The organism is Pseudomonas sp. Leaf15 (assembly GCF_001421425.1).
GTDB lineage: Bacteria > Pseudomonadota > Gammaproteobacteria > Pseudomonadales > Pseudomonadaceae > Aquipseudomonas > Aquipseudomonas salomonii.
Window position 1 is genome coordinate 232128 of the sequence record NZ_LMKI01000001.1, and the last position, 21235, is coordinate 253362.

Annotated in this window: 15 protein-coding genes; 6 read left to right on the top strand and 9 right to left on the bottom strand. The window is 60.6% G+C overall.

What is annotated here, in order from left to right; all coding sequences use genetic code 11:
* Positions 1-18 precede the first annotated feature (18 nt).
* Entirely contained in the window at positions 19-2166 is a 2148-nt protein-coding gene (gene fadB / locus ASE80_RS01145) for a fatty acid oxidation complex subunit alpha FadB (protein WP_017137417.1), read from the bottom strand.
* Positions 2167-2663: 497 nt separating this feature from the next.
* Entirely contained in the window at positions 2664-3101 is a 438-nt protein-coding gene (locus ASE80_RS01150; protein ID WP_056857287.1) for a hypothetical protein, read from the bottom strand.
* 105 nt (positions 3102-3206) lie between these two features.
* Here ASE80_RS01150 and ASE80_RS01155 point away from each other — a divergent pair, with 105 nt between their 5' ends.
* A complete protein-coding gene (locus tag ASE80_RS01155) occupies positions 3207-3659 on the top strand; it encodes a universal stress protein (RefSeq protein ID WP_056857288.1) in 453 nt (150 codons plus the stop codon).
* A gap of 181 nt (positions 3660-3840) precedes the next feature.
* On the opposite strand, the gene ASE80_RS01160 is transcribed toward ASE80_RS01155, so the two are convergent.
* Positions 3841-5763, bottom strand: a complete 1923-nt coding sequence (locus tag ASE80_RS01160) for an ATP-binding cassette domain-containing protein (protein ID WP_056857289.1) — start codon at positions 5761-5763, stop codon at positions 3841-3843.
* A 213-nt stretch (positions 5764-5976) separates the two neighbouring features.
* Between ASE80_RS01160 and ASE80_RS01165 the strand changes: the two genes are divergently transcribed.
* Positions 5977-7905 (top strand): transglycosylase SLT domain-containing protein, encoded by a 1929-nt coding sequence (locus ASE80_RS01165; RefSeq protein ID WP_017137413.1) that lies wholly within the window; start codon positions 5977-5979, stop codon positions 7903-7905.
* A gap of 299 nt (positions 7906-8204) precedes the next feature.
* Here the strand turns inward: ASE80_RS01165 and ASE80_RS01170 are convergent, their stop codons facing one another.
* The gene (locus tag ASE80_RS01170; RefSeq protein ID WP_162238840.1) at positions 8205-9992 is read right to left on the bottom strand and encodes an ABC transporter transmembrane domain-containing protein; all 1788 of its coding nucleotides are present in this window, start codon (positions 9990-9992) and stop codon (positions 8205-8207) included.
* A 235-nt stretch (positions 9993-10227) separates the two neighbouring features.
* Between ASE80_RS01170 and ASE80_RS31055 the strand changes: the two genes are divergently transcribed.
* Positions 10228-10401: a PA1571 family protein gene (locus ASE80_RS31055; protein WP_056857290.1), complete on the top strand. Its 174-nt coding sequence runs from the start codon at positions 10228-10230 to the stop codon at positions 10399-10401.
* 83 nt (positions 10402-10484) lie between these two features.
* Here ASE80_RS31055 and pdxB read toward each other — a convergent pair whose 3' ends face one another.
* Positions 10485-11627 carry a 4-phosphoerythronate dehydrogenase PdxB gene (pdxB, locus tag ASE80_RS01180; protein WP_056857291.1) on the bottom strand — a complete coding sequence of 381 codons (1143 nt, stop codon included), beginning with the start codon at positions 11625-11627 and terminating at the stop codon, positions 10485-10487.
* Between the two features lie 204 nt (positions 11628-11831).
* On the opposite strand from pdxB, the gene ASE80_RS01185 reads away from it, so the two are divergent.
* Complete coding sequence (locus tag ASE80_RS01185; RefSeq protein WP_056857292.1) at positions 11832-13214, top strand: MATE family efflux transporter; 1383 nt, start codon at positions 11832-11834, stop codon at positions 13212-13214.
* Here ASE80_RS01185 and tusA read toward each other — a convergent pair.
* On the bottom strand, positions 13211-13456 hold the full coding sequence (tusA, locus tag ASE80_RS01190; protein WP_056857293.1) for a sulfurtransferase TusA: 246 nt from the start codon (positions 13454-13456) through the stop codon (positions 13211-13213). The genes ASE80_RS01185 and tusA overlap by 4 nt on opposite strands.
* Before the next feature lie 141 nt (positions 13457-13597).
* Complete coding sequence (rlmM, locus tag ASE80_RS01195) at positions 13598-14674, bottom strand: 23S rRNA (cytidine(2498)-2'-O)-methyltransferase RlmM (RefSeq protein WP_056857294.1); 1077 nt, start codon at positions 14672-14674, stop codon at positions 13598-13600.
* A 196-nt stretch (positions 14675-14870) separates the two neighbouring features.
* Between rlmM and acnA the strand changes: the two genes are divergently transcribed.
* On the top strand, positions 14871-17612 hold the full coding sequence (gene acnA / locus ASE80_RS01200; protein WP_056857295.1) for an aconitate hydratase AcnA: 2742 nt from the start codon (positions 14871-14873) through the stop codon (positions 17610-17612).
* 126 nt (positions 17613-17738) lie between these two features.
* Here acnA and ASE80_RS01205 read toward each other — a convergent pair whose 3' ends face one another.
* Together ASE80_RS01205 and cysK are read right to left on the bottom strand one after the other, a co-directional pair.
* Complete coding sequence (locus tag ASE80_RS01205) at positions 17739-18677, bottom strand: aspartyl/asparaginyl beta-hydroxylase domain-containing protein (RefSeq protein ID WP_056857296.1); 939 nt, start codon at positions 18675-18677, stop codon at positions 17739-17741.
* A gap of 330 nt (positions 18678-19007) precedes the next feature.
* Complete coding sequence (gene cysK, locus ASE80_RS01210) at positions 19008-19982, bottom strand: cysteine synthase A (RefSeq protein ID WP_056857297.1); 975 nt, start codon at positions 19980-19982, stop codon at positions 19008-19010.
* A gap of 124 nt (positions 19983-20106) precedes the next feature.
* Here cysK and ASE80_RS01215 point away from each other — a divergent pair, with 124 nt between their 5' ends.
* On the top strand, positions 20107-21183 hold the full coding sequence (locus ASE80_RS01215; RefSeq protein WP_056857298.1) for a DUF748 domain-containing protein: 1077 nt from the start codon (positions 20107-20109) through the stop codon (positions 21181-21183).
* Positions 21184-21235: the final 52 nt, after the last annotated feature.

Below are 21235 nucleotides of genomic sequence, written 5' to 3' on the forward strand. Positions count from 1 at the left end.
CTCTAGTCGTCTGGGCGCTTAACCGAAGAAGCTTTGGCCGTTTTTGGCCATTTCACGCAGCTTCGCGGTCGGGTGGTACAGCGGGCCCAAATCAGCGTATTTGTCAGCCAGGGCAACGAACTCAGCCACACCGATCGAGTCGATGTAACGCAGCGCACCACCACGGAATGGAGGGAAACCAATACCGTACACCAGGCCCATATCGGCTTCGGCGGCGGTTTCAACGATGCCGTCTTCCAGGCAACGCACGGTTTCCAGGCACAGGGCGATCATCATCCAGTTGATGATGTCCTCGTCGGACACCTCACGCTGTTCGTAGATAACCGGAGCAAGCACTTCGTGAACCGACGGGTCGGCCACTTTCTTCTGCTTGCCCTTCTTGTCAGCCTCGTAGGCGTAGAAGCCCTTGCCGTTCTTCTGGCCCAGGCGCTTGGCCTCGTAGAGCGCGTCGATCGCCGAGCGGCGGTCGTCTTTCATGCGGTCCGGGAAGCCTTCAGCCATCACGTCACGACCGTGGTGGCCGGTGTCGATACCGACCACGTCCATCAGGTACGCCGGGCCCATTGGCCAGCCGAATTTTTCCATCACTTTGTCGATGCGCACAAAGTCGACACCGGCGCTGACCAGCTTGGCGAAACCGCCGAAGTACGGGAACAGCACGCGGTTGACCAGGAAGCCCGGGCAGTCATTGACCACGATCGGGTTCTTGCCCATTTTCTTGGCATAGGCAACAGTAGTGGCAACGGCCAGCTCGCTGGACTTCTCGCCACGGATCACTTCCACCAGCGGCATCATGTGCACCGGGTTGAAGAAGTGCATGCCGACGAAGTTTTCCGGACGCTTGAGGGCCTTGGCCAGCAGCGAGATGGAAATGGTCGAGGTGTTCGAGGCCAGGATGGTGTCGTCTTTTACCTGGGCTTCCACTTCAGCCAGTACGGCTTGCTTGACCTTCGGGTTTTCGACTACCGCTTCGACCACCAGGTCGACGTGGCCGAAATCGCCGTAGGACAGCGTAGGACGAATGCCGTTAAGCACTTCAGCCATCTTCGCGGCGGTCATGCGACCTTTATCAACGCGGCCCACCAGCAGCTTGGCGGCTTCTGCCAGGCCTTGCTCGATGCCGTGCTCGTTGATGTCTTTCATCAGGATCGGCGTGCCTTTGGACGCCGACTGATAAGCGATACCGCCGCCCATGATGCCGGCGCCGAGTACGGCCGCCTGTTTCACGTCGCGGGCAATCTCGTCGTAGGCCTTGGCCTTTTTCTTCAGTTCCTGATCGTTCAGGAACAGGCCGATCAGGCTCTGGGCAGCCGAGGTTTTCGCCAGTTTGACGAAACCGGCGGCTTCCACTTCCAGAGCTTTGTCGCGACCGAAGTTCGCAGCTTTCTGGATGGTCTTGATCGCTTCAACCGGCGCCGGGTAGTTCGGGCCGGCCTGGCCTGCGACGAAACCTTTGGCGGTTTCGAACGACATCATTTGTTCGATGGCGTTGAGCTTGAGTTTTTCCAGCTTCGGCTGACGCTTGGCCTTGTAGTCAAATTCGCCGCTGATGGCGCCTTTGATCAGGTTCAGAGCGGCTTCAGCCAGTTTGTCCGGGGCAACCACAGCGTCGACGGCGCCGACTTTCAGCGCATCTTCGGCACGGTTTTCTTTACCGGCGGCGATCCATTCGATCGCGTTGTCTGCACCGATCAGGCGCGGCAGGCGCACGGTGCCACCAAACCCTGGGTAGATGCCCAGTTTGACTTCAGGCAGGCCGATTTTGGCGGTGGCCGACATGACGCGGAAGTCTGCAGCCAGGCACATTTCCAGGCCGCCGCCCAACGCGATGCCATTGATGGCAGCTACGGTTGGCACGTTGAGGTCTTCGAAATCGCTGAAAATCTTGTTGGCTTCGAGGTTGCCGGCCACAAGCTCTGCATCGGGCAGCTTGAAGTTGTCGACGAATTCGGTGATGTCAGCGCCGACGATAAACACGTCCTTGCCGCTGGAGACGATCACGCCCTTGACCGAAGCATCTGCTTTGATGGTGTCTACGGCCTGACGCAGTTCGTTCAGGGTTAGACGGTTGAACTTGTTGACGGACTCACCCTTGAGGTCGAATTTCAGTTCGACGATGCCACTTTCAAGAGCCTTAACCGTGATGGCTTTACCTTCGTAAATCATCAACTGATCTCCACGATATGGAAGCTGAACAGTACACACTGGACGCTGGCCTATTGGTTGGACATTGATAGTTGCGTCAATGCTCATGCCAATCCGCCAGGCACACCCGCCAATGCGCTAGTCGGGGTTCTGTATGAGCCGTCTGACAGACAAACGCTCAATTCATACGCCCGTTTGATTTGGGTACGTCACCTTCATCCAATTCAGGGCAATTGTCAATCGCCCGAAAGGCCAGGAAAAACGCGACTTTCCAGTCAGTTCAGAACCCCACGCCCACGCCTGCGCCCTGTCAATATTCAAATATTCACAGAATCAATAATAAAAAAGATGTGGGAAAAGGCTGTACAGAATCGGATATGCCGCTAGGCTTGCGACAACCGCAAAGCGCCCGTGATGAACACCCGGCGCGAGGAACACAGAATTACCGGCCTGCCTGGCCAACTCCAGCCCGATGATGATGTCGGGCTTTTTAATGCCTGGCTTTTAACGCTACGGCGTCATGCCAGGGCCTTGAGCAGCGTATCGATGTCCTTCAGCACGCTGGCCTCGCCCTTCTCGCCCCAATACAAGGCGATCATTTGCTTGTCGGCCTCGACCTTGTAGACGTTGGCCGGCAACTTCGCAAAATGCGGCAACAACTTTTCATCCTCACACACTTCACGCCACTGATTGACCCACACGCCTGGCGACATTTGCCAATAACTCCACAGCGCCGGCGTGCTGCCGCGCCGTGGCCTGCAGTACTGCGCGCAGGGGCTCGGCGGCTCTTGGGCAAGCCAGTGCGGCCACTCCTGCGGCGCCAATTGCATGGCCAAACCGATGCGGCGCGCCTCCATACGCAGGGCCATGCGCCCACTCTGATGGCGCGACGGGCGCAGCCATGCCAGGGGACTCAGAACCACCAGAAGGATTGACACCACTATCCAGACCGTCATATGTGTACTCCCGAATTTCTAGATGCTCGGATTTGAGCTGACGCAACCCCATCCGCTTGAAACCAGCCATACTGAACTTATTGCAGTCTCCTGGAGGAACGCGCCATGCCCAACGAACATTCCTACAAACATATCCTGGTCGCTGTCGATCTGACCGAAGAGTGCGACCCGGTTATCAAGCGCGCGCAGGCTTCAGCAATCGCCAACGGCGCCAAGTTGTCACTCGTGCATATCGTCGAGCCCATGGCCATGGCCTTTGGTGGCGACGTGCCCATGGACCTTTCCCAGTTGCAGCAACAGCAGTTTGATCAGGCCAAAGAGCGCCTGGATCGTTTGATTCTCAAATACCCGCACTTGAAAAAGGAAGACTGCCACCTCACCTACGGCCAGCCTCGCCAGGAAATCCATCACCTGGCCAAAGAGCAGAACTGCGACCTGATCGTGGTCGGCAGCCATGGTCGTCATGGCCTGGCGTTGTTGCTGGGTTCTACCGCCAATGACGTGCTGCACGGCGCGCCGTGTGATGTGCTGGCGGTGAAACTGGTGAAATCCTCGTAAGACCGATGAAGATCAAATGTGGGAGCTGGCTTGCCTGCGATGCAGGCACCTCGGTGCTTCAGGCAGACCGAGGTGCCTGCATCGCAGGCAAGCCAGCTCCCACATTTCGAATCGCATTTCATATAAAAAAGCCCGGCGCTCATAAAAACGAGCGCCGGGCTTTTTATTACCAACGAATCACTCAGGCATCCAGCTCAGCCCAACGCTCCATCAGCACTTCCAGCTCCTGGTTCAATGTTTCCAGGGAAGCAATCACCTTGGCGGTTTCCGCCGCCGGGCGCAGGTAGAAACCCGCGTCAGCCATGTCTGCTTCTACCGCAGCGATCTGCTGTTCCTTGGCGTCGATATCACCCGGCAAGGCTTCCAGCTCGCGTTGCAGTTTGTAGCTGAGCTTCTTTTTGGCGGCCGGTGCAGCGTCCGCAGCCGGAGCGGCAGCAGCGGCCACAGGCGCCACGACGGCCGAACTCAGGTCGGCCTTGCCGGATTTGCTCTCAGTCACGCCCAGCAGGCGCGGCGAGCCGCCTTGGCGCAACCAGTCCTGGTAACCACCAACGTATTCACGCACCTTGCCTTCACCTTCGAAGACCAGGGTGCTGGTCACCACGTTGTCGAGGAATGCCCGGTCGTGGCTGACCATCAGCACGGTGCCGTTGAAGGTCAGCAAGACCTCTTCCAGCAGCTCGAGGGTTTCCACGTCGAGGTCGTTGGTCGGTTCGTCGAGTACCAGCAGGTTGGCCGGTTTGCTGAACAGTTTGGCCAGCAACAGACGCGCACGCTCACCCCCGGACAAGGCTTTTACCGGTGTACGTGCGCGCTGCGGGCTGAACAGGAAGTCGCCCAGGTAGCTCAGCACGTGGCGGCTCTGACCGTCGATGTCGATAAAGTCGCGGCCTTCGGCAACGTTGTCGATCACGGTTTTTTCCAGGTCCAACTGGTGGCGCAACTGGTCGAAGTAGGCCACGTCGATCTTGGTGCCTTCCTCTACCTTGCCGTTGGTCGGCTGCAGGCCATTGAGCATCAGCTTGAGCAAGGTGGTCTTGCCGGTGCCGTTGGCGCCCAGCAGGCCGATACGGTCGCCGCGCTGCAGGACCATGGAGAAGTCCTTGATCAGGAACGGGCCGTCCGGGTGATGGAAACTGACGTTTTCCAGCACCATCACTTGCTTGCCCGATTTGTCGGCGGTATCCAGTTGGATATTGGCCTTGCCAGTGCGCTCGCGACGTTCGCTGCGCTCGTTGCGCAAGGCTTTCAGGGCGCGCACACGGCCTTCATTACGGGTGCGACGCGCCTTGATGCCCTGGCGGATCCAGACTTCTTCCTGGGCGAGCTTTTTGTCGAACAGCGCGTTGGCGGTTTCTTCAGCGGCCAGCGAGGCTTCCTTGTGCACCAGGAAGCTGGCGTAGTCGCCGTTCCAGTCGATCAGGCCACCACGGTCCAGCTCGAGGATGCGCGTGGCCAGGCTTTGCAGGAAGGCCCGGTCGTGCGTGATAAACAGCACGGCGCCCTGGAAGTCCTTGATGGCTTCTTCAAGCCAGGCGATTGCACCGATGTCCAGGTGGTTGGTTGGTTCGTCGAGCAGCAGCAGGTCGGGCTCGGACACCAGCGCCTGGGCCAGCAGCACGCGACGACGCCAGCCACCGGACAACTCGGCGAGGGTCTTGTCGGCCGGCAGTTGCAGGCGGCTCAGGGTGCTGTCGACCAGTTGCTGCAAGCGCCAGCCGTCACGGGCCTCGAGGTCTTGCTGGACGTGCATGAGCTTGTCCAGGTCGGCTTCGGTGACGCAGTTCTGCGCCAGGTGATGGTACTGCGCGAGCAACTCGCCCACGCCGTCGAGGCCTTCGGCAACCACGTCGAACACTGTCCGTCCGTCGGCCACCGGCAATTCCTGCGGCAATTCGCCAATCTTGAGGCCCGGCGCGCGCCATACAGAGCCGTCATCGGGCTTCTGGTCGCCTTTCACCAGCTTCATCATGCTGGACTTGCCGGTGCCGTTGCGGCCGATGATGCACACCCGCTCACCACGGGCGATCTGCCAGGACACCTTGTCCAACAACGGCATAGCGCCGAAAGCAAGGGACACATCGCTGAATTTGAGCAGGGTCATACGCTTCTCCAAAAACTGGGCGCGCATTCTACCTGACTTGAGGGTGGGATGCGGCCGGCATTTTTGCCACAGACACGTTCTGTAGGACATTTACGGTGAACTGCTGCCAGCCGGCCGGCAAAGCTTTCGCCTGCCGCAGGCAAAAGGCTAAGCTAGGGGCAATCAGTGTCGGCGATGCCGGTGCTAGTCGTGATTTCTCTGCACGGACGTCTCATGCGCAGTCGCCTTTTCAACTTTTTATCTTGTCTGCTTCTTTCCGCCACCGCCGTTCAATCCGCCCAGGCCGTGGACCTCACCACCCAACGTCAATATTACGATGAAGCCAAACGCGCCCTCGCCAAAGGCGACAGCGGCCCGTACATGCAATACAGCCAGGCCCTGGCCGACTACCCGCTCACGCCGTACCTGGCCTACGACGAGCTGACCGCGCGCCTCAAAACCGCGAGCAACGAGGAAATCGAGCAGTTCCTCGCCAAAAACGGCGACCTGCCCCAGGCCAACTGGATGAAACTGCGCTGGTTACGCTGGCTGGCCGACCGGGGTGACTGGCAAACCTTTGAAAAGTACTACGACGCCAAGCTCAATTTCGTCGAGCTGGACTGCCTGCATGGCCAGTACCAGCTGACGCACAACCTCAAAGCCGAAGGCTACAAGACCACCGAAAAACTCTGGATGACCGGCAAATCCCAGCCTGCCGCCTGTGACGCCACCTTTGGCCAGTGGGCCGCCGATGGCCAACTCACCGAACAGAAAATCTGGGACCGCGCCAAGCTCGCCGCCGAAGCCCGCAACTACGCGTTGGCCAACAGCCTGGTGAAAACCCTGCCAACCCTCGGCGCCCAAGGCCGCTTGATGATCGACGTGGCGCAAAAGCCCGACATGCTCAGCGACCCGTCGCGCTTCCTGCCGGCCAACGAGGCCATGTCTGACGCCGTGGGCCTGGGCCTGCGCCGCCTGGCACGCCAGGACCCGGACAAGGCCATGGCCCTGCTCGACGGCTATGCCAGCAGCATGCACTTCTCCCGTGACGAAAAAGTGTCGATCGCCCGCGAAATCGGCCTGACCCTCGCGCGCCGCTACGACCCACGCGCCCTGGACGTGATGACCAAGTACGACCCCGAGCTGCGTGACAACACCGTCTCCGAATGGCGCCTGCGCCTGCTGTTGCGCCTGGCGCGCTGGGAAGATGCCTACCAGTTGACCCGCAAACTCCCACAAGACCTGGCCACCACCAACCGCTGGCGCTACTGGCAGGCGCGCAGCCTGGAGCTGGCCGAGCCAAAAAACCCGCAGCCACTGGTGCTGTACAAAAACCTCGCGCAGGAACGTGATTTCTACGGTTTCCTCGCCGCCGATCGCTCCAAAGCGCCGTACCAGTTGAAGAACAAACCGCTGGTGATGAGCCAGGCGTTGATCAACAAAGTGCGCAACACCCCCGGTGTGCGCCGCGCGATGGAGTTCTACGCACGGGGCCAGATTGTCGATGGCCGCCGCGAGTGGTACCACGTCAGCCGTCACTTCAACCGCGATGAAATGGTCGCCCAGGCCAAGCTGGCCTACGACATGAAGTGGTACTTTCCGGCGATCCGCACCATCAGCCAGGCGCAGTACTGGGATGACCTGGATATCCGTTTCCCGATGGCCCACCGCGACACGCTGGTGCGTGAAGCCAAGGTACGCGGCCTGCATTCAAGCTGGGTGTTTGCCATCACCCGCCAGGAAAGTGCCTTCATGGACGACGCCCGCTCCGGCGTTGGCGCCAGTGGCCTGATGCAATTGATGCCCGGCACCGCCAAAGAGACCGCACGCAAATTCAGCATCCCGCTGGCCTCCCCGGCCCAGGTGCTGGACCCGGACAAAAACATCCAGCTGGGCGCCGCCTACCTGAGCCAGGTACACAGCCAGTTCAACGGCAACCGCGTACTCGCCTCCGCCGCCTACAACGCCGGCCCCGGCCGTGTGCGCCAGTGGCTGCGCGGTGCCGATCACCTGAGTTTCGATGTGTGGGTGGAAAGCATCCCGTTCGACGAAACCCGCCAGTATGTGCAGAACGTGCTGTCTTATTCGGTGATCTACGGGCAGAAGCTCAATTCACCGCAGCCGCTGGTGGATTGGCATGAGCGGTATTTTGATGATCAGTAAGACTGACTGAAGTGCGATCAGCAGGCTTGCTGTGGCCAACAGGTTTCATTTGGCCACCAGGCTTCCTGTGGCAAGTAGGCTTGTTGTGGCGAGCAGGCTTGTTGTGGCGAGCAGGCTTGCCCTGCGCTGGAGTGCGAAGCGCTCCCCATTCAGCCCCGCCGCGGTGTAACTGATAGACCGAGTCGGCAGGTTTTGGGGCTGCTACGCAGCCCAACGCGGGGCAAGCCCGCTCGCCACAACAAGCCTGCTCACCCTACTAACCTGCTTGCCCTACTAGCCCGCTCGCCACATAGATCGAGCTAGCCTTGGTTTTTCACAGCCTCACCGCCATCACTGAACTGCAACGCCGCTAACCGCGCATACAACGGGTTGCTCGCAATCAACTGTTGATGCGTGCCCACTGCCACCAGCTTGCCCTGGTCCATCACTGCAATGCGGTCGGCGTTCTTCACCGTGGCCAGCCGATGCGCAATCACCAGCGTGGTACGGCCCTGCATCAGCTGCGGCAAGGCTTGCTGGATCAAGTGTTCACTCTGCGCATCGAGGGCGCTGGTGGCTTCGTCCAGCAGCAGGATCGGCGCGTCCACCAGCAACGCGCGGGCAATGGCCAGGCGCTGGCGTTGGCCGCCGGAGAGGCCCATGCCGCCGTCGCCCAGATGGGTCTGGTAGCCGTCGGGCATTTGCAGGATGAAGTCGTGGGCGTGGGCGATGCGTGCCGCGGCTTCGACCTGTTCGCGGGTGGCGGACGGGTTGCCGTAACGGATGTTCTCTTCAACGCTGCCGAAAAACAGCGCCGGGCTCTGGGACACCAGCGCGAAATGACGACGCAGGTCCATCGGCTCGAGTTCGGTCAGCGCGTGCCCTTCGAGCAGGATGCGGCCCTGCTGCGGGTCGTAGAAGCGCAGCAGCAAATCAAAGATCGTCGATTTACCCGCGCCGGATGGCCCGACCAACGCGAGGGTTTCGCCGGGGTTGATGCTCAGGCTCAAGCCGTCGATGGCGTAGCTGTCAGGCCGCGACGGGTAGGAAAAGCGCAGGTCTTGCAGCTCCATACGACCACTGACCCGCTCCGGCAACTGCACGGAGCCTTCGGCGGGCGCCTGGATATCGTTGCTTGATTGCAACAGTTCGCCAATCCGCTCGGCGGCACCGGCGGCACGCTGCAACTCGCCGAGCACTTCGCTCAGGGTGCCCACCGCACTGCCGACGATCAGGCTGTAAAACACGAACGCCGCCAGCTCACCGCCGGAAATCCGCCCACTGATCACATCCATACCGCCCACCCACAGCATCACACCCACGGCGCCGAGCACCAGCATGATCACCAGCGTAATCAGCCAGGCGCGCTGTGCGATGCGTTTACGCGCGGTGGCAAACGCCTCTTCCACGGTGACGGCAAAGCGCTGTTCGTCCTGCACCTGGTGGTTGTAGGCCTGCACGGTCTTGATCTGGCCAAGCGTCTCCGACACGTAGCTGCCCACATCGGCAATACGGTCCTGGCTCAGCCGCGACAGGCTGCGCACGCGACGACCGAAGATCAGGATCGGCGCCAGCACCAGCGGCAGCGCCACCACCACGATGCTGGTGAGTTTGGGGTTGGTGACAAACAACAGCACGATGCCGCCGATGACCATCAAGGCATTGCGCAGGAACAGCGACAGGGACGAGCCGATCACCGATTGCAGCAAGGTGGTGTCGGTGGTCAGCCGCGACTGGATCTCCGAACTGCGGTTGTTCTCGTAAAAGCCTGGGTGCAGGTAGATCAGGTGATTGAAGACTTGCCGACGAATGTCCGCCACCACCCGTTCGCCGATCCACGACACCAGGTAAAACCGCGCAAACGTACCCACGGCCAGGCCCAGTACCAGCACCATGAACAGGCCAATGGACTGGTTGAGCAGGTGCGGCGACTGGGTCATAAACCCCTGGTCGACCAGCAGGCGAATGCCCTGCCCCATGGACAAGGTGATGCCGGCGGTGACAATCAGCGCCAGCAAGGCGCCCAGCGCCTGCCAACGGTAGGGCGCGATAAAGCGGCTGGCCAGGCGAATGGCGCGGCGTTGACGGACTGAGAACATGGCGGGCATACCGATGAGGAACCTGTACACCAACATTGGGGGAACTTAGCTAAATAACAATGCGTCAGGTTAATTATGCCCGCCGATGTCGATGCCTAGAGGCTATCGGTCTAACGCCTGGGTGGAAATTTGTATCGGTTTCTGCTGGACTGGGCGTTCGAACCGGTGATCGTGTAAGGAGTTGTAATAGCGCGGTCACGCGGGGGGATTAGATTAGGTACACAACCTGATGAGGAGACAGGCCATGACCTTGCAAAACAGCAGTGATGCCAAAATTAAAGTGATTCGCCAGCCGCAGCACCTGCCGTGCTCGTATATCGACGCCCAGGGCCGCGAAGTGCAGATTACCGAAGAAATGATCCAGCAAGCGTGCAGCGACCTGGAACAGCGACTGGTCAAACCTGCCAAGCAAGGCTGACGCGCCCACGCTCTTTCAGACCCGGCCTCTATGGCCGGGTTTTTTATGCCTGTAATTTTTGTGCTCTGTTTTGCGTGGCAGTCCTATAAAGGCACGGCGCCCAATGCAGTGACGATGTTCGACAACACTGCCGACTCGCCATTGATCCGCACCTTCAAGCCATCGATCTCGCGACGCTCCGGGTAGTGCTTGCGCAGCAGGTCAAACGCCTTGCGCTGCTCTTGCACGGTGCCTACGAGACTGCGGCGGAAATCCGCATCATCGCGGCGCGGGTCATACACACTGCGGCACAAGGTCGCCAGCGCCCAGGCCGGGTCTGTCGAGGCATTAAGATGCACCTCGGCCAGCCATGGCTGCGGCAGCAAATCCGCCAACCGAATACCGGGTTCCTGGTCCAGATAGGCGCAGAACGCCTGGTAGATCTGCGCCGTGCCGCGCTGCTTGCCGTCGAGGCTGTAGCCGGCGATATGCGGTGTGGCCAGCACGCACAGGTCGGCCAGGTCGACGTCCACTTCCGGCTCGCCTTCCCACACGTCCAGCACCGCTTGCAGGTCTTCGCGCTCCAGCAGCACCTCGCGCAGGGCCGCGTTATCAACGACAGGGCCGCGACTGGCGTTGATCAGCCAGGTGCCGGGCTTGAGGCGGCCGAGGCGTTCACGATCAAACAGGTGCCAAGTAGAGCCATTGCCGGATTTGGTCAGCGGTGTGTGCAGGCTGATCACGTCGCACTGCTCGATGATCTGCGCCAGGCTCACGTAATCGCCGTCTTCGGCGATCTGGCGTGGCGGGTCGCACACCAGCACGTTCCAGCCCAGGCCTTTGAGCACCTTGACCAGGCGCCCGCCCACTTCACCGGCACCGACGACGCCATAAGTGCGCTGGTTCAGGTCGGCGCCTTCGATTTCGGCCAGGGTCTGCAAACTGCCCAGCACGTAGTCCACCACGCCGCGGGCATTGCAGCCTGGGGCGCTGGACCAGGTGATACCGGCCTGCTTGAAGTAATCCAGGTCCAGGTGATCGGTACCGATGGTGCAGGTGCCCACAAAGCGCACCCTGGAGCCGTCCAACAAGGCACGGTTGACGTTGGTGACCGAGCGCACCAGCAGCACATCGGCCTGCTCGACCGTGGCGCGGTCAATGGAACGCCCGGGTACGCGGCGAATCTCGCCAAACCCTTCGAAGAAGGCATCGAGCAGCGGAATATTTTCGTCGGCAACAATCAACATGGCAGGCTCCTTTCGCGGATTCGCAGTGTACAGGGATGCGTAGTTTGAGTGTGGGAGCCAGCTCCCACATGGGCCAGTTCCCACAGGGATTTATCCTCTACCGGGAAAGCGCATTACAAATCAGCAACACAGGTTTTTTCCTGACCACTGCGTCAAAGCGTAGACTTCGCCGTCCTTTGCACCTCTTTTACTGGACACCCGCACGTGAACACCGCCACCGCCACCCTCTCCCGCCCCGCCCGCGTCAGTCGCGAGGTCCGCAGCCTGCTGACCCTGGCCCTGCCGATCATGATCGGCCAGCTCGCCACCACGGCCATGGGCTTTGTCGATGCGGTGATGGCCGGGCGCGTGAGCCCGCGAGACCTGGCGGCGGTGGCCTTGGGCAACTCGATCTGGATTCCGGTGTACCTGCTGATGACCGGCACGCTGCTGGCCACCACGCCCAAAGTCGCCCAGCGCTTCGGCGCCGGTCACCACACGGAGATTGGCCCGCTGGTGCGCCAATCCCTGTGGCTGGCAGTGGTGGTGGGCATCACTGCCTTGCTGATGCTGATCAGCGCCGAGCCGATCCTGCACGCAATGAATGTCGACCCCGAGTTGATCAAGCCCTGCATGGCCTACCTGCACGGCATCGCGTCCGGCATGCCCGCCATCGCCCTGTATTACGTGTTGCGTTGCTTCAGTGATGGCCTGGGCCGTACGCGCCCCAGCATGGTCATGGGCCTGTGCGGGCTGGCGTTGAACATTCCACTGAACTACGTGTTCATTTATGGCCACTTCGGCGTGCCGGCCATGGGCGGCGTGGGCTGTGGCTGGGCTACAGCCATTGTGATGTGGGTGATGATGCTCGGCCTCGCCGCCTGGACCCGCTGGGCACCGGCGTATCAGAGCAGCGAGTTGTTCAAGCGTTTCGACTGGCCGCAATGGGCCGTGATCAAGCGCGTGCTGGGCATCGGCCTGCCGATCGGGATCGCCGTGTTTGCCGAATCGAGCATCTTTGCGGTGATCGCCCTGCTGATCGGCAGCCTGGGCGCCAACGTGGTCGCCGGGCATCAGATCGCGCTGAACTTCAGCTCGCTGGTGTTTATGATTCCCTATTCGCTGAGCATGGCGGTCACGGTGCGGGTCGGCCAGGCATTGGGCCGTGGCGAGCCGCGTGAAGCACGCTTTGCCGCCGGGGTTGGCATGGGCACGGCACTGGCCTACGCGTGCCTGTCCTGCAGCCTGATGCTGCTGTTTCGCGAACAGATTGCCACGATTTACACGCCTGACCCGCGGGTAATCCACGTGGCATCGATGCTGATCGTGTTTGCGGCGCTGTTCCAGTTCTCCGACGCGATCCAGGTCACCGCTGCCGGCGCGCTGCGTGGCTACCAGGACACACGGGTGACCATGGTGCTGACCCTGTTTGCTTACTGGGGCGTGGGGTTGCCGGTGGGTTATGCCCTGGGGCTGACCGATTGGCTGGGCGCAGCGAGTGGGCCGAGTGGGCTGTGGCAAGGGCTGATCGTGGGCTTGAGCTGCGCCGCGGCGATGCTGGTGATCCGCCTGGCACGCAGCGCGCGCCGGCGGATTCGCCTGGTTTAAGCGGACTTCTTGCGAATCCAGTACAGGTATTTGCCGGCGTGTTCCTGCTGATCCACCAGTTCGTGGTCGAGGAACACGCAGAACTTGGGAATATCACGGCGGGTCGACGGGTCGGTGGCGATCACCTTGAGCAAGCCGCCCGGCGGCAGGTCGCGGATGTGCTGGTGCAACATCATCACCGGTTCCGGGCAGTTGAGGCCGGTGGCGTCGAGGGTGCGGTCGACAGGCAATTCAATACTCATAATCACTCCTGAAACTGGCCCGTTCCAGTGTGGGAGCGGGCTTGCCCGCGATGACCGGGGCACATTCAACATAGATTTCAACCGTTATACCGCTATCGCAGGCAAGCCAGCTCCCACATTTAAACTGAGCCAGACACACAATCAGCGGGATTTAGGTTTCTTCATATCCACCAAGCGACGCAAATGGCAGGTCACTTCCTCACGGTCGTGATACAGCTGTTTGCAGCCGATCTCCACCCGAATGCCACGGGCCTTGAAGCCCTCTTCGATGCGCTCAAGCAAACGTTTCACTTCAGCATAACGCTGCTTCATCGGCAGTTTCAGGTTCACCACCGCTTCGCGGCAATGCCCTTCGCCAATCCAGGTTTCCAGCAGCGCGGCGTTACGCGCCGGTTTCTCGACGATATCGCAGACCATCCAGTCCACCGGCTGCTTTGGCACGAAGGTGAAGCCGTCGGCCATCAAGTGCTGCACCAGGCCGGTGTCCATCAGGCTTTCGGCCATGGGGCCGTTGTCGATGGCGGTCACCAGCATGCCACGGTTGACCAGTTGCCAGGTCCAGCCGCCGGGTGCTGCGCCGAGGTCGACGCCGGTCATGTCGCCGTGCAGGCGTTCGTCCCACTGGTCGCGAGGGATGAAGTGGTGCCAGGCTTCTTCCAGCTTCAGGGTCGAACGGCTGGGCGCGTCACGCGGGAACTTGAGACGCGGGATGCCCATGGGCCACATCGCCGAGTTGTTCGACTCGGCCAGGCCCATGAACACTTCGCGGCCGCTTTTGAAGGTCAACAGCAGGCGTGGCTTGCTCGGGTCGTCCACCAGCTTGCCGGCATTAAGCAGGGCTTTGCGCAGGTGCACTTCGAATTTCTTGCAGAAGTTCGACAGCTCCTTGCCGTCGTTGGTGTCGACCATCTCCAGCCACAGGCTGCCACACACCGGGAACTCGCGCAGGTGGGCGAGGATCACGCTGATGCGGTCGGTTTCCGGCAGGTCGATAAATACCCCGCGCGCCCACTGCCTTGGGAAGATCAGCTCGGCAAACCGCTGGCCGTGCATCAAGCGCTGGGCGCCGTCTTCTTCGGTGCAGACAAATTCGGCGCAGGCGCTGCCGGTCTTGGCCTTGGCGTAGCCGGAAACGTTCAGGCGCGCGGCGTGTTCCGCGATCTCGGAACAGACTTCGCCTTCAAAACCCGGGCGGCAGTGCATAAAAAGGGTGTTCATCAACTCTCCTGGTGACTCAACCGGCCTTGCGCTATCGCAATACCTGTCATGAAAACGCGCGCATGATAGCCGAGTTCGGAACCTTGGACTTAACGATAGAGTCCAGTTATTAGCCTGCTAATGAAAACAGGGCTAAGTTGAAAGCTCTGTTCGTCCCGTCAGGTCCGTAGCCGTGCGGACCATAAGGAGTCATGTAATGTCATCGCTAGATAGCCTGAGAACCCTCAAAACCCTGCAGATCGACGACAAGACCTACCACTACTTCAGCCTGCCCGAGGCCGCCAAGAGCCTGGGTGACCTGGATAAGCTGCCGATGTCCCTCAAGGTGCTGCTGGAAAACCTGCTGCGCTGGGAAGACAACAAAACCGTGACCGGCACTGACCTCAAGGCCATCGCCGCCTGGCTCAAAGAGCGCCAGTCCGACCGCGAGATCCAGTACCGCCCGGCCCGCGTATTGATGCAAGACTTTACCGGCGTCCCCGCCGTGGTCGACCTGGCCGCCATGCGCGCCGCCATGGCCAAGGCCGGTGGCGACCCGCAGCGCATCAACCCGCTCTCCCCTGTGGACCTGGTGATTGACCACTCGGTGATGGTCGACAAGTTCGGCAACGCCGACGCATTCGAGCAAAACGTCGACATCGAAATGCAACGCAACGGCGAACGCTACGCCTTCCTGCGCTGGGGCCAGAACGCTTTCGACAATTTCAGCGTGGTGCCACCGGGCACCGGCATCTGCCACCAGGTCAACCTCGAATACTTGGGCCGCACGGTGTGGACCAAAGACGAAGACGGCCGCACTTACGCCTTCCCCGACACGTTGGTGGGCACCGACTCCCACACCACCATGATCAACGGCCTGGGCGTGCTCGGCTGGGGCGTGGGCGGCATCGAAGCGGAAGCGGCGATGCTCGGCCAGCCGGTGTCGATGCTGATTCCGGAAGTGATCGGCTTCAAGCTGACCGGTAAATTGAAAGAAGGTATTACTGCCACCGACCTGGTGCTGACCGTCACCCAGATGCTGCGTAAAAAAGGCGTAGTGGGTAAATTCGTCGAATTCTACGGTGACGGCTTGGCCGACTTGCCCCTGGCCGACCGCGCCACCATCGCCAACATGGCCCCTGAATACGGCGCCACTTGCGGCTTTTTCCCGGTGGATGAAGTGACGCTGGACTACCTGCGCCTGTCCGGCCGCCCGGCAGAAACCGTGAAGCTGGTGGAGGCCTACACCAAGGCCCAGGGCTTGTGGCGCAACGCCGGCCAAGAACCGGTGTTCACCGACACCCTGGCGCTGGACATGGGCAGCGTCGAAGCCAGCCTGGCCGGGCCGAAACGCCCGCAGGACCGCGTGTCGCTGCCGAATGTCGGCCAGGCGTTCACGGACTTTCTCGACCTGCAGTTCAAACCCGCCAGCAAAGAAGAAGGCCGCCTGGAAAGTGAAGGCGGCGGCGGTGTTGCCGTGGGCAATGCGGATTTGGTCGGCGAGACCGACTACGAGTACGACGGCCACACCTACCGCCTCAAAAACGGCGCGGTGGTGATCGCCGCGATTACCTCCTGCACTAACACCTCCAACCCCAGCGTGATGATGGCCGCAGGGCTGGTGGCGAAAAAGGCCGTGGAAAAAGGCCTGACCCGCAAGCCGTGGGTGAAAACCTCGCTGGCGCCTGGCTCCAAAGTGGTGACCGACTACTACAAGGCGGCGGGTCTCACCCACTACCTCGACACGCTCGGCTTTGATCTGGTCGGCTACGGCTGCACCACCTGCATCGGCAACTCCGGGCCATTACCCGAGCCAATTGAAAAAGCTATTCAGAAGGCCGACCTGGCCGTGGCTTCGGTGCTGTCGGGCAACCGCAACTTTGAAGGCCGCGTACACCCACTGGTGAAAACCAACTGGCTGGCCTCGCCGCCGCTGGTGGTCGCCTATGCCTTGGCCGGCACCGTGCGCATCGACATCAGCAGCGAGCCGCTGGGCGAAGGCAAGGACGGCAAGCCGGTGTACCTCAAAGACATCTGGCCGAGCAGCAAAGAGATTGCCGACGCTGTTGCGCAGGTCAGCACCGGTATGTTCCACAAGGAATATTCCGAGGTGTTTGCCGGTGACGAGCAGTGGCAGGCGATTGAAGTGCCACAGGCCGCGACCTATGTGTGGCAGAAGGACTCGACCTACATCCAGCATCCGCCGTTCTTCGACGATATTTCCGGGCCACTGCCGGTAATCGAAGACGTCAAGGGCGCCAACGTGCTGGCCCTGCTGGGCGATTCGGTGACCACCGACCACATCTCCCCCGCCGGCAATATCAAGACCGACAGCCCCGCTGGCCGCTACCTGCGCGAACAGGGCGTGGAGCCGCGTGACTTCAACTCCTACGGCTCACGCCGGGGTAACCATGAAGTGATGATGCGCGGCACCTTTGCCAATATCCGTATCCGCAACGAAATGCTCGGCGGCGAAGAAGGCGGTAACACGCTGTACATCCCCACCGGCGAAAAAATGCCGATCTACGACGCCGCCATGAAGTACCAGGCCTCGAGCACGCCGCTGGTGGTGATTGCAGGCCAGGAATACGGCACCGGCTCAAGCCGCGACTGGGCGGCCAAGGGCACTAACCTGCTGGGGGTCAAGGCGGTGATTGCCGAGAGTTTCGAGCGGATTCACCGCTCCAACCTGGTGGGCATGGGCGTGTTGCCGCTGCAGTTCAAGCTGGACCAGAACCGCAAGGCGCTCAAGCTGACCGGCAAGGAGAAGATCGACATTCTGGGGCTGACCGATGCCGAGATCGAACCACGGATGAACCTGACGCTGGTAATTACCCGCGAAGATGGCAGCAGCGAGAAGGTTGAGGTGCTGTGCCGGATTGATACGCTTAATGAGGTGGAGTACTTCAAGGCCGGTGGCATTCTGCACTATGTGCTGCGCCAACTGATCGCGTCCTAAGCAACACTGGAGCTCAAATGTGGGAGCTGGCTTGCCTGCGATAGCGGCAGGCCAGCCAACCTACGTTCAACTAACAGACCGCTATCGCAGGCAAGCCAGCTCCCACAGTTGTGACCGCGTTTCAGATCAGCCGAACAGCCACTTCCACAGCAGCACTAGCACAACCACCGCCAGCACCGGCCGCGCAATGCGGTAGGCCTTCGGATGCTTGCGCTTCCACTGCTTGACCACACCACTGAACTTGTCGCTGAAGGTCTTGCTCCAGGCATAGGCCTGGTTGATCCCGCCCACCCGTTCGTCATCCAGGTTTTGCGGCGCCGTCGCACGACCCAACTGCTTGCTGACCCAGCGGTTGATGCTGGTCATGATGCGGTTGCTCAGCGGCCGTTCGATGTCGCAGAACAGAATCACACGGGTGTGCTCGGTTTCGTTTTTCACCCAATGCACGTAGGTTTCATCGAACATCACGTCTTCACCGTCGCGCCAGGCGTAAACCTGGCCGTCGACGAAGATGCGGCAGTCGTCGGAATTCGGCGTGGACAGGCCCAAGTGATAACGCAGGGAGCCGGCAAACGGGTCGCGGTGCGGGTTGAGGTGGCTGCCGCCCGGCAACAGCGCGAACATCGCGCCCTTGACGTTGGGGATGCTGCTGACCAAGGCCACGGTTTTCGGGCACAGCGCCTCGGCCGATGGCAGCGGTTTGTCATACCACTTGAGGTAGAAACGCTTCCAGCCCTTCTTGAAGAACGAGCCGAAACCGGCGTCGTTGTTCTTTTCGGCGGCGCGAATATAACCCTCGTCGAACAGGTGCATGGCCTCTTCACGGATCACTTCCCAGTTGTCCTTGAGCACATCCAGTTCCGGGAACTTGCTGCGGTCCAGGTACGGCTTGGACGGCACGGCGGAGAACAGGTACATCAAGGCGTTATAGGGGGCGAACAGTGCCGAATGGTTGACGAACTGGCGCAACACCGGCAAACGCGCCTTGCCGCGCAAGTGCACATACAGAATGCTGCCGATAAACAACGCCAGCACCGACAGTTTGGCGGCCAAAGAAAAGGTCATGCAGCAACTCCTGAAAATAAGCGCCTGGCCAGCAACCTCCCGTCAACGGGAAACCAGACGTAGCAGCCGGCCATGATAAACACTTGGGCCATTATGCAGAAGGCCCAGGCCGACCGGCTGATATACATCAACTCCGATGATGAGCGGAGCCGTCGTGGCAAGCAGGCTTGTTGTGGCAAGCAGGCTTGTTGTGGCGAGCAGGCTTGCCCTGCGTTGGAGTGCGAAGCACTCCCCATTCAGACTACGCGGTGTACCTGATAGACCGATTCGACGGTTTTAGGGCTGCTTCGCAGCCCAGCGCAGGGCAAGCCTGCTCGCCACAGAAGAGCATCACGCCTGGGTTTCTTGCTCGGTAAACAGGTCACTGAACAACATGCTCGACAGGTAGCGCTCGCCGGAGTCCGGCAGGATCACCACGATGGTCTTGCCCTGCATTTCCGGCTTCTCGGCCAGACGCACGGCCACCGCCATGGCGGCGCCGCAGGAGATACCGCACAGAATCCCCTCTTCCTGCATCAGGCGCAGGGCCATGGCCTTGGATTCGTCGTCGGTCACCAGTTCCACGCGGTCAACCATCGACAGGTCGAGGTTCTTCGGCACAAACCCGGCGCCGATGCCCTGGATTTTATGGGGGCTCGGCTTGATCTCCTCACCGGCCAGCGCCTGGGTGATCACCGGCGATACCCTCGGCTCAACCGCCACCGACAGAATCGGCTTGCCGGCAATGTTCTTGATATAGCGCGACACGCCAGTGATGGTGCCGCCGGTGCCCACGCCCGCCACCAGCACGTCCACGGCGCCATCGGTGTCGTTCCAGATTTCCGGGCCGGTGGTTTTCTCGTGGATCGCCGGGTTGGCCGGGTTTTCGAACTGGGCCGGCATAAAGTAGGTGGCCGGGTCGCCGGCGACGATTTCACCGGCTTTGTCGATGGCGCCCTTCATGCCCTTGGCCGGCTCGGTCAGCACCAACTCGGCGCCCAGGGCCTTGAGCACTTTGCGTCGCTCGATGCTCATGGAGGCCGGCATGGTCAGCAGCAGCTTGTAGCCACGGGCGGCGGCGACAAATGCCAGGCCGATGCCGGTGTTGCCGGAGGTCGGTTCGACAATGGTCATGCCCGGCTTGAGTTTGCCGGTGCTTTCGGCGTCCCAGATCATGTTGGCGCCAATGCGGCATTTTACCGAATAACCCGGGTTACGCCCCTCGATCTTGGCCAGAATGGTCACGCCACGCGGCGCAATGCGGTTGATCTGCACCAGGGGCGTGTTACCGATGGAGTGCGCGTTGTCGGCAAAGATACGGCTCATGACGGGTCCTTAAGGCAATTTCAAGAAGGCCCCAAGGGTATGCCTCAGGCCTTTGGGCGTCCAGTCAGAGGAACGTTGCGCCCGCGCGTGCGGTCCATCGCCTATACCGTTGGAGAGCATTGACATGAAACGTCGCTACAGTGGGCTGCTATGGATCGTCGCCGTACTGGTGGTAGTACTGATCGCCCTGGACCTGGCCCTGCCCTATCTGGTGCGCAATTACCTGAACGACAAGCTGGCCGACATGGGCGATTACCGTGGCCAGGTCACTGACGTGGACCTGGCCTTGTGGCGCGGTGCCTACCGTATTAATGGCCTGAAAATTATCAAGGTCGACGGCAAAGTGCCGGTGCCGTTCGTCAACGCGCCGCTGATTGAATTTGCGGTCAGCTGGCACTCGCTGTGGTACGACCATGCCGTCGTCGCCGAGGGCCATTTCGTAAAGCCTGAAATCAACTTCGTCGACGGCGGTGCCAACAAACAGGCGTCCCAAACCGGTAAGGGCACCGACTGGCAGCAACAGTTGAAAAAACTGCTGCCGATCACGCTGAATGAAGTGCGCATTGAAGATGGCAAGATCGCCTTTCATAATTTCAGCTCCAAGCCCCAGGTGAACATCAAGGCCACCGAGGTCAATGCCAGCCTGTACAACCTGACCAACGTGGTAGACCTCAAAGGCAAACGCGACGCGCGATTCGAAGGCAAGGCCCTGCTGCAGGGCCAGGCCCCTATGGAGGCCAACGCAACCTTTGATCCTTTAAATAATTTTGAAGACTTCGAATTCCGCTTCCGCGCCCGCGACTTGCAACTTAAACGCATGAACGACTTCGCCTCGGCCTATGGCAAATTCGACTTCAAGGCTGGCACCGGCGACGTGGTGATTGAAGCCCAAGCGGAAAAAGGCCAGCTCACTGGCTATATCAAGCCGCTGCTGCGCGATGTAGAAGTGTTTGACTGGAAACAGGACGTGGAAAACAAGGACAAAAACATCTTCCGCTCGATCTGGGAAGCCGTGGTAGGCACCAGCGAAACCGTGCTCAAGAACCAGAACAAAAACCAGTTTGCCACCCGCGTGGAACTCAGTGGCAGCGTGCATCAGCAAGATATCAGCGCGTTCTCTGCGTTTTTGGCGATTTTGCGTAATGGTTTTATTCAAGCGTTCAACGCGCGCTACGAACAACCCAAGCCTTCCGCCAACTAACCCTGGGAGCTGGCTTGTGTGGGAGCTGGCTTGCCTGCGATAGCATCAACTC

Coding starts and splice junctions, on each gene's coding strand:
- ASE80_RS01215 (WP_056857298.1), top strand. CDS start 20,107: ATGAAACGTCGCTACAGTGGGCTGCTATGGATCGTCGCCGTACTGGTG.
- ASE80_RS01150 (WP_056857287.1), bottom strand. CDS start 3,101: ATGACGGTCTGGATAGTGGTGTCAATCCTTCTGGTGGTTCTGAGTCCC.
- ASE80_RS01155 (WP_056857288.1), top strand. CDS start 3,207: ATGCCCAACGAACATTCCTACAAACATATCCTGGTCGCTGTCGATCTG.
- cysK (WP_056857297.1), bottom strand. CDS start 19,982: ATGAGCCGTATCTTTGCCGACAACGCGCACTCCATCGGTAACACGCCC.
- rlmM (WP_056857294.1), bottom strand. CDS start 14,674: ATGAACACCCTTTTTATGCACTGCCGCCCGGGTTTTGAAGGCGAAGTC.
- ASE80_RS01160 (WP_056857289.1), bottom strand. CDS start 5,763: ATGACCCTGCTCAAATTCAGCGATGTGTCCCTTGCTTTCGGCGCTATG.
- acnA (WP_056857295.1), top strand. CDS start 14,871: ATGTCATCGCTAGATAGCCTGAGAACCCTCAAAACCCTGCAGATCGAC.
- ASE80_RS31055 (WP_056857290.1), top strand. CDS start 10,228: ATGACCTTGCAAAACAGCAGTGATGCCAAAATTAAAGTGATTCGCCAG.
- pdxB (WP_056857291.1), bottom strand. CDS start 11,627: ATGTTGATTGTTGCCGACGAAAATATTCCGCTGCTCGATGCCTTCTTC.
- tusA (WP_056857293.1), bottom strand. CDS start 13,456: ATGAGTATTGAATTGCCTGTCGACCGCACCCTCGACGCCACCGGCCTC.
- ASE80_RS01205 (WP_056857296.1), bottom strand. CDS start 18,677: ATGACCTTTTCTTTGGCCGCCAAACTGTCGGTGCTGGCGTTGTTTATC.
- ASE80_RS01165 (WP_017137413.1), top strand. CDS start 5,977: ATGCGCAGTCGCCTTTTCAACTTTTTATCTTGTCTGCTTCTTTCCGCC.
- ASE80_RS01170 (WP_162238840.1), bottom strand. CDS start 9,992: ATGCCCGCCATGTTCTCAGTCCGTCAACGCCGCGCCATTCGCCTGGCC.
- fadB (WP_017137417.1), bottom strand. CDS start 2,166: ATGATTTACGAAGGTAAAGCCATCACGGTTAAGGCTCTTGAAAGTGGC.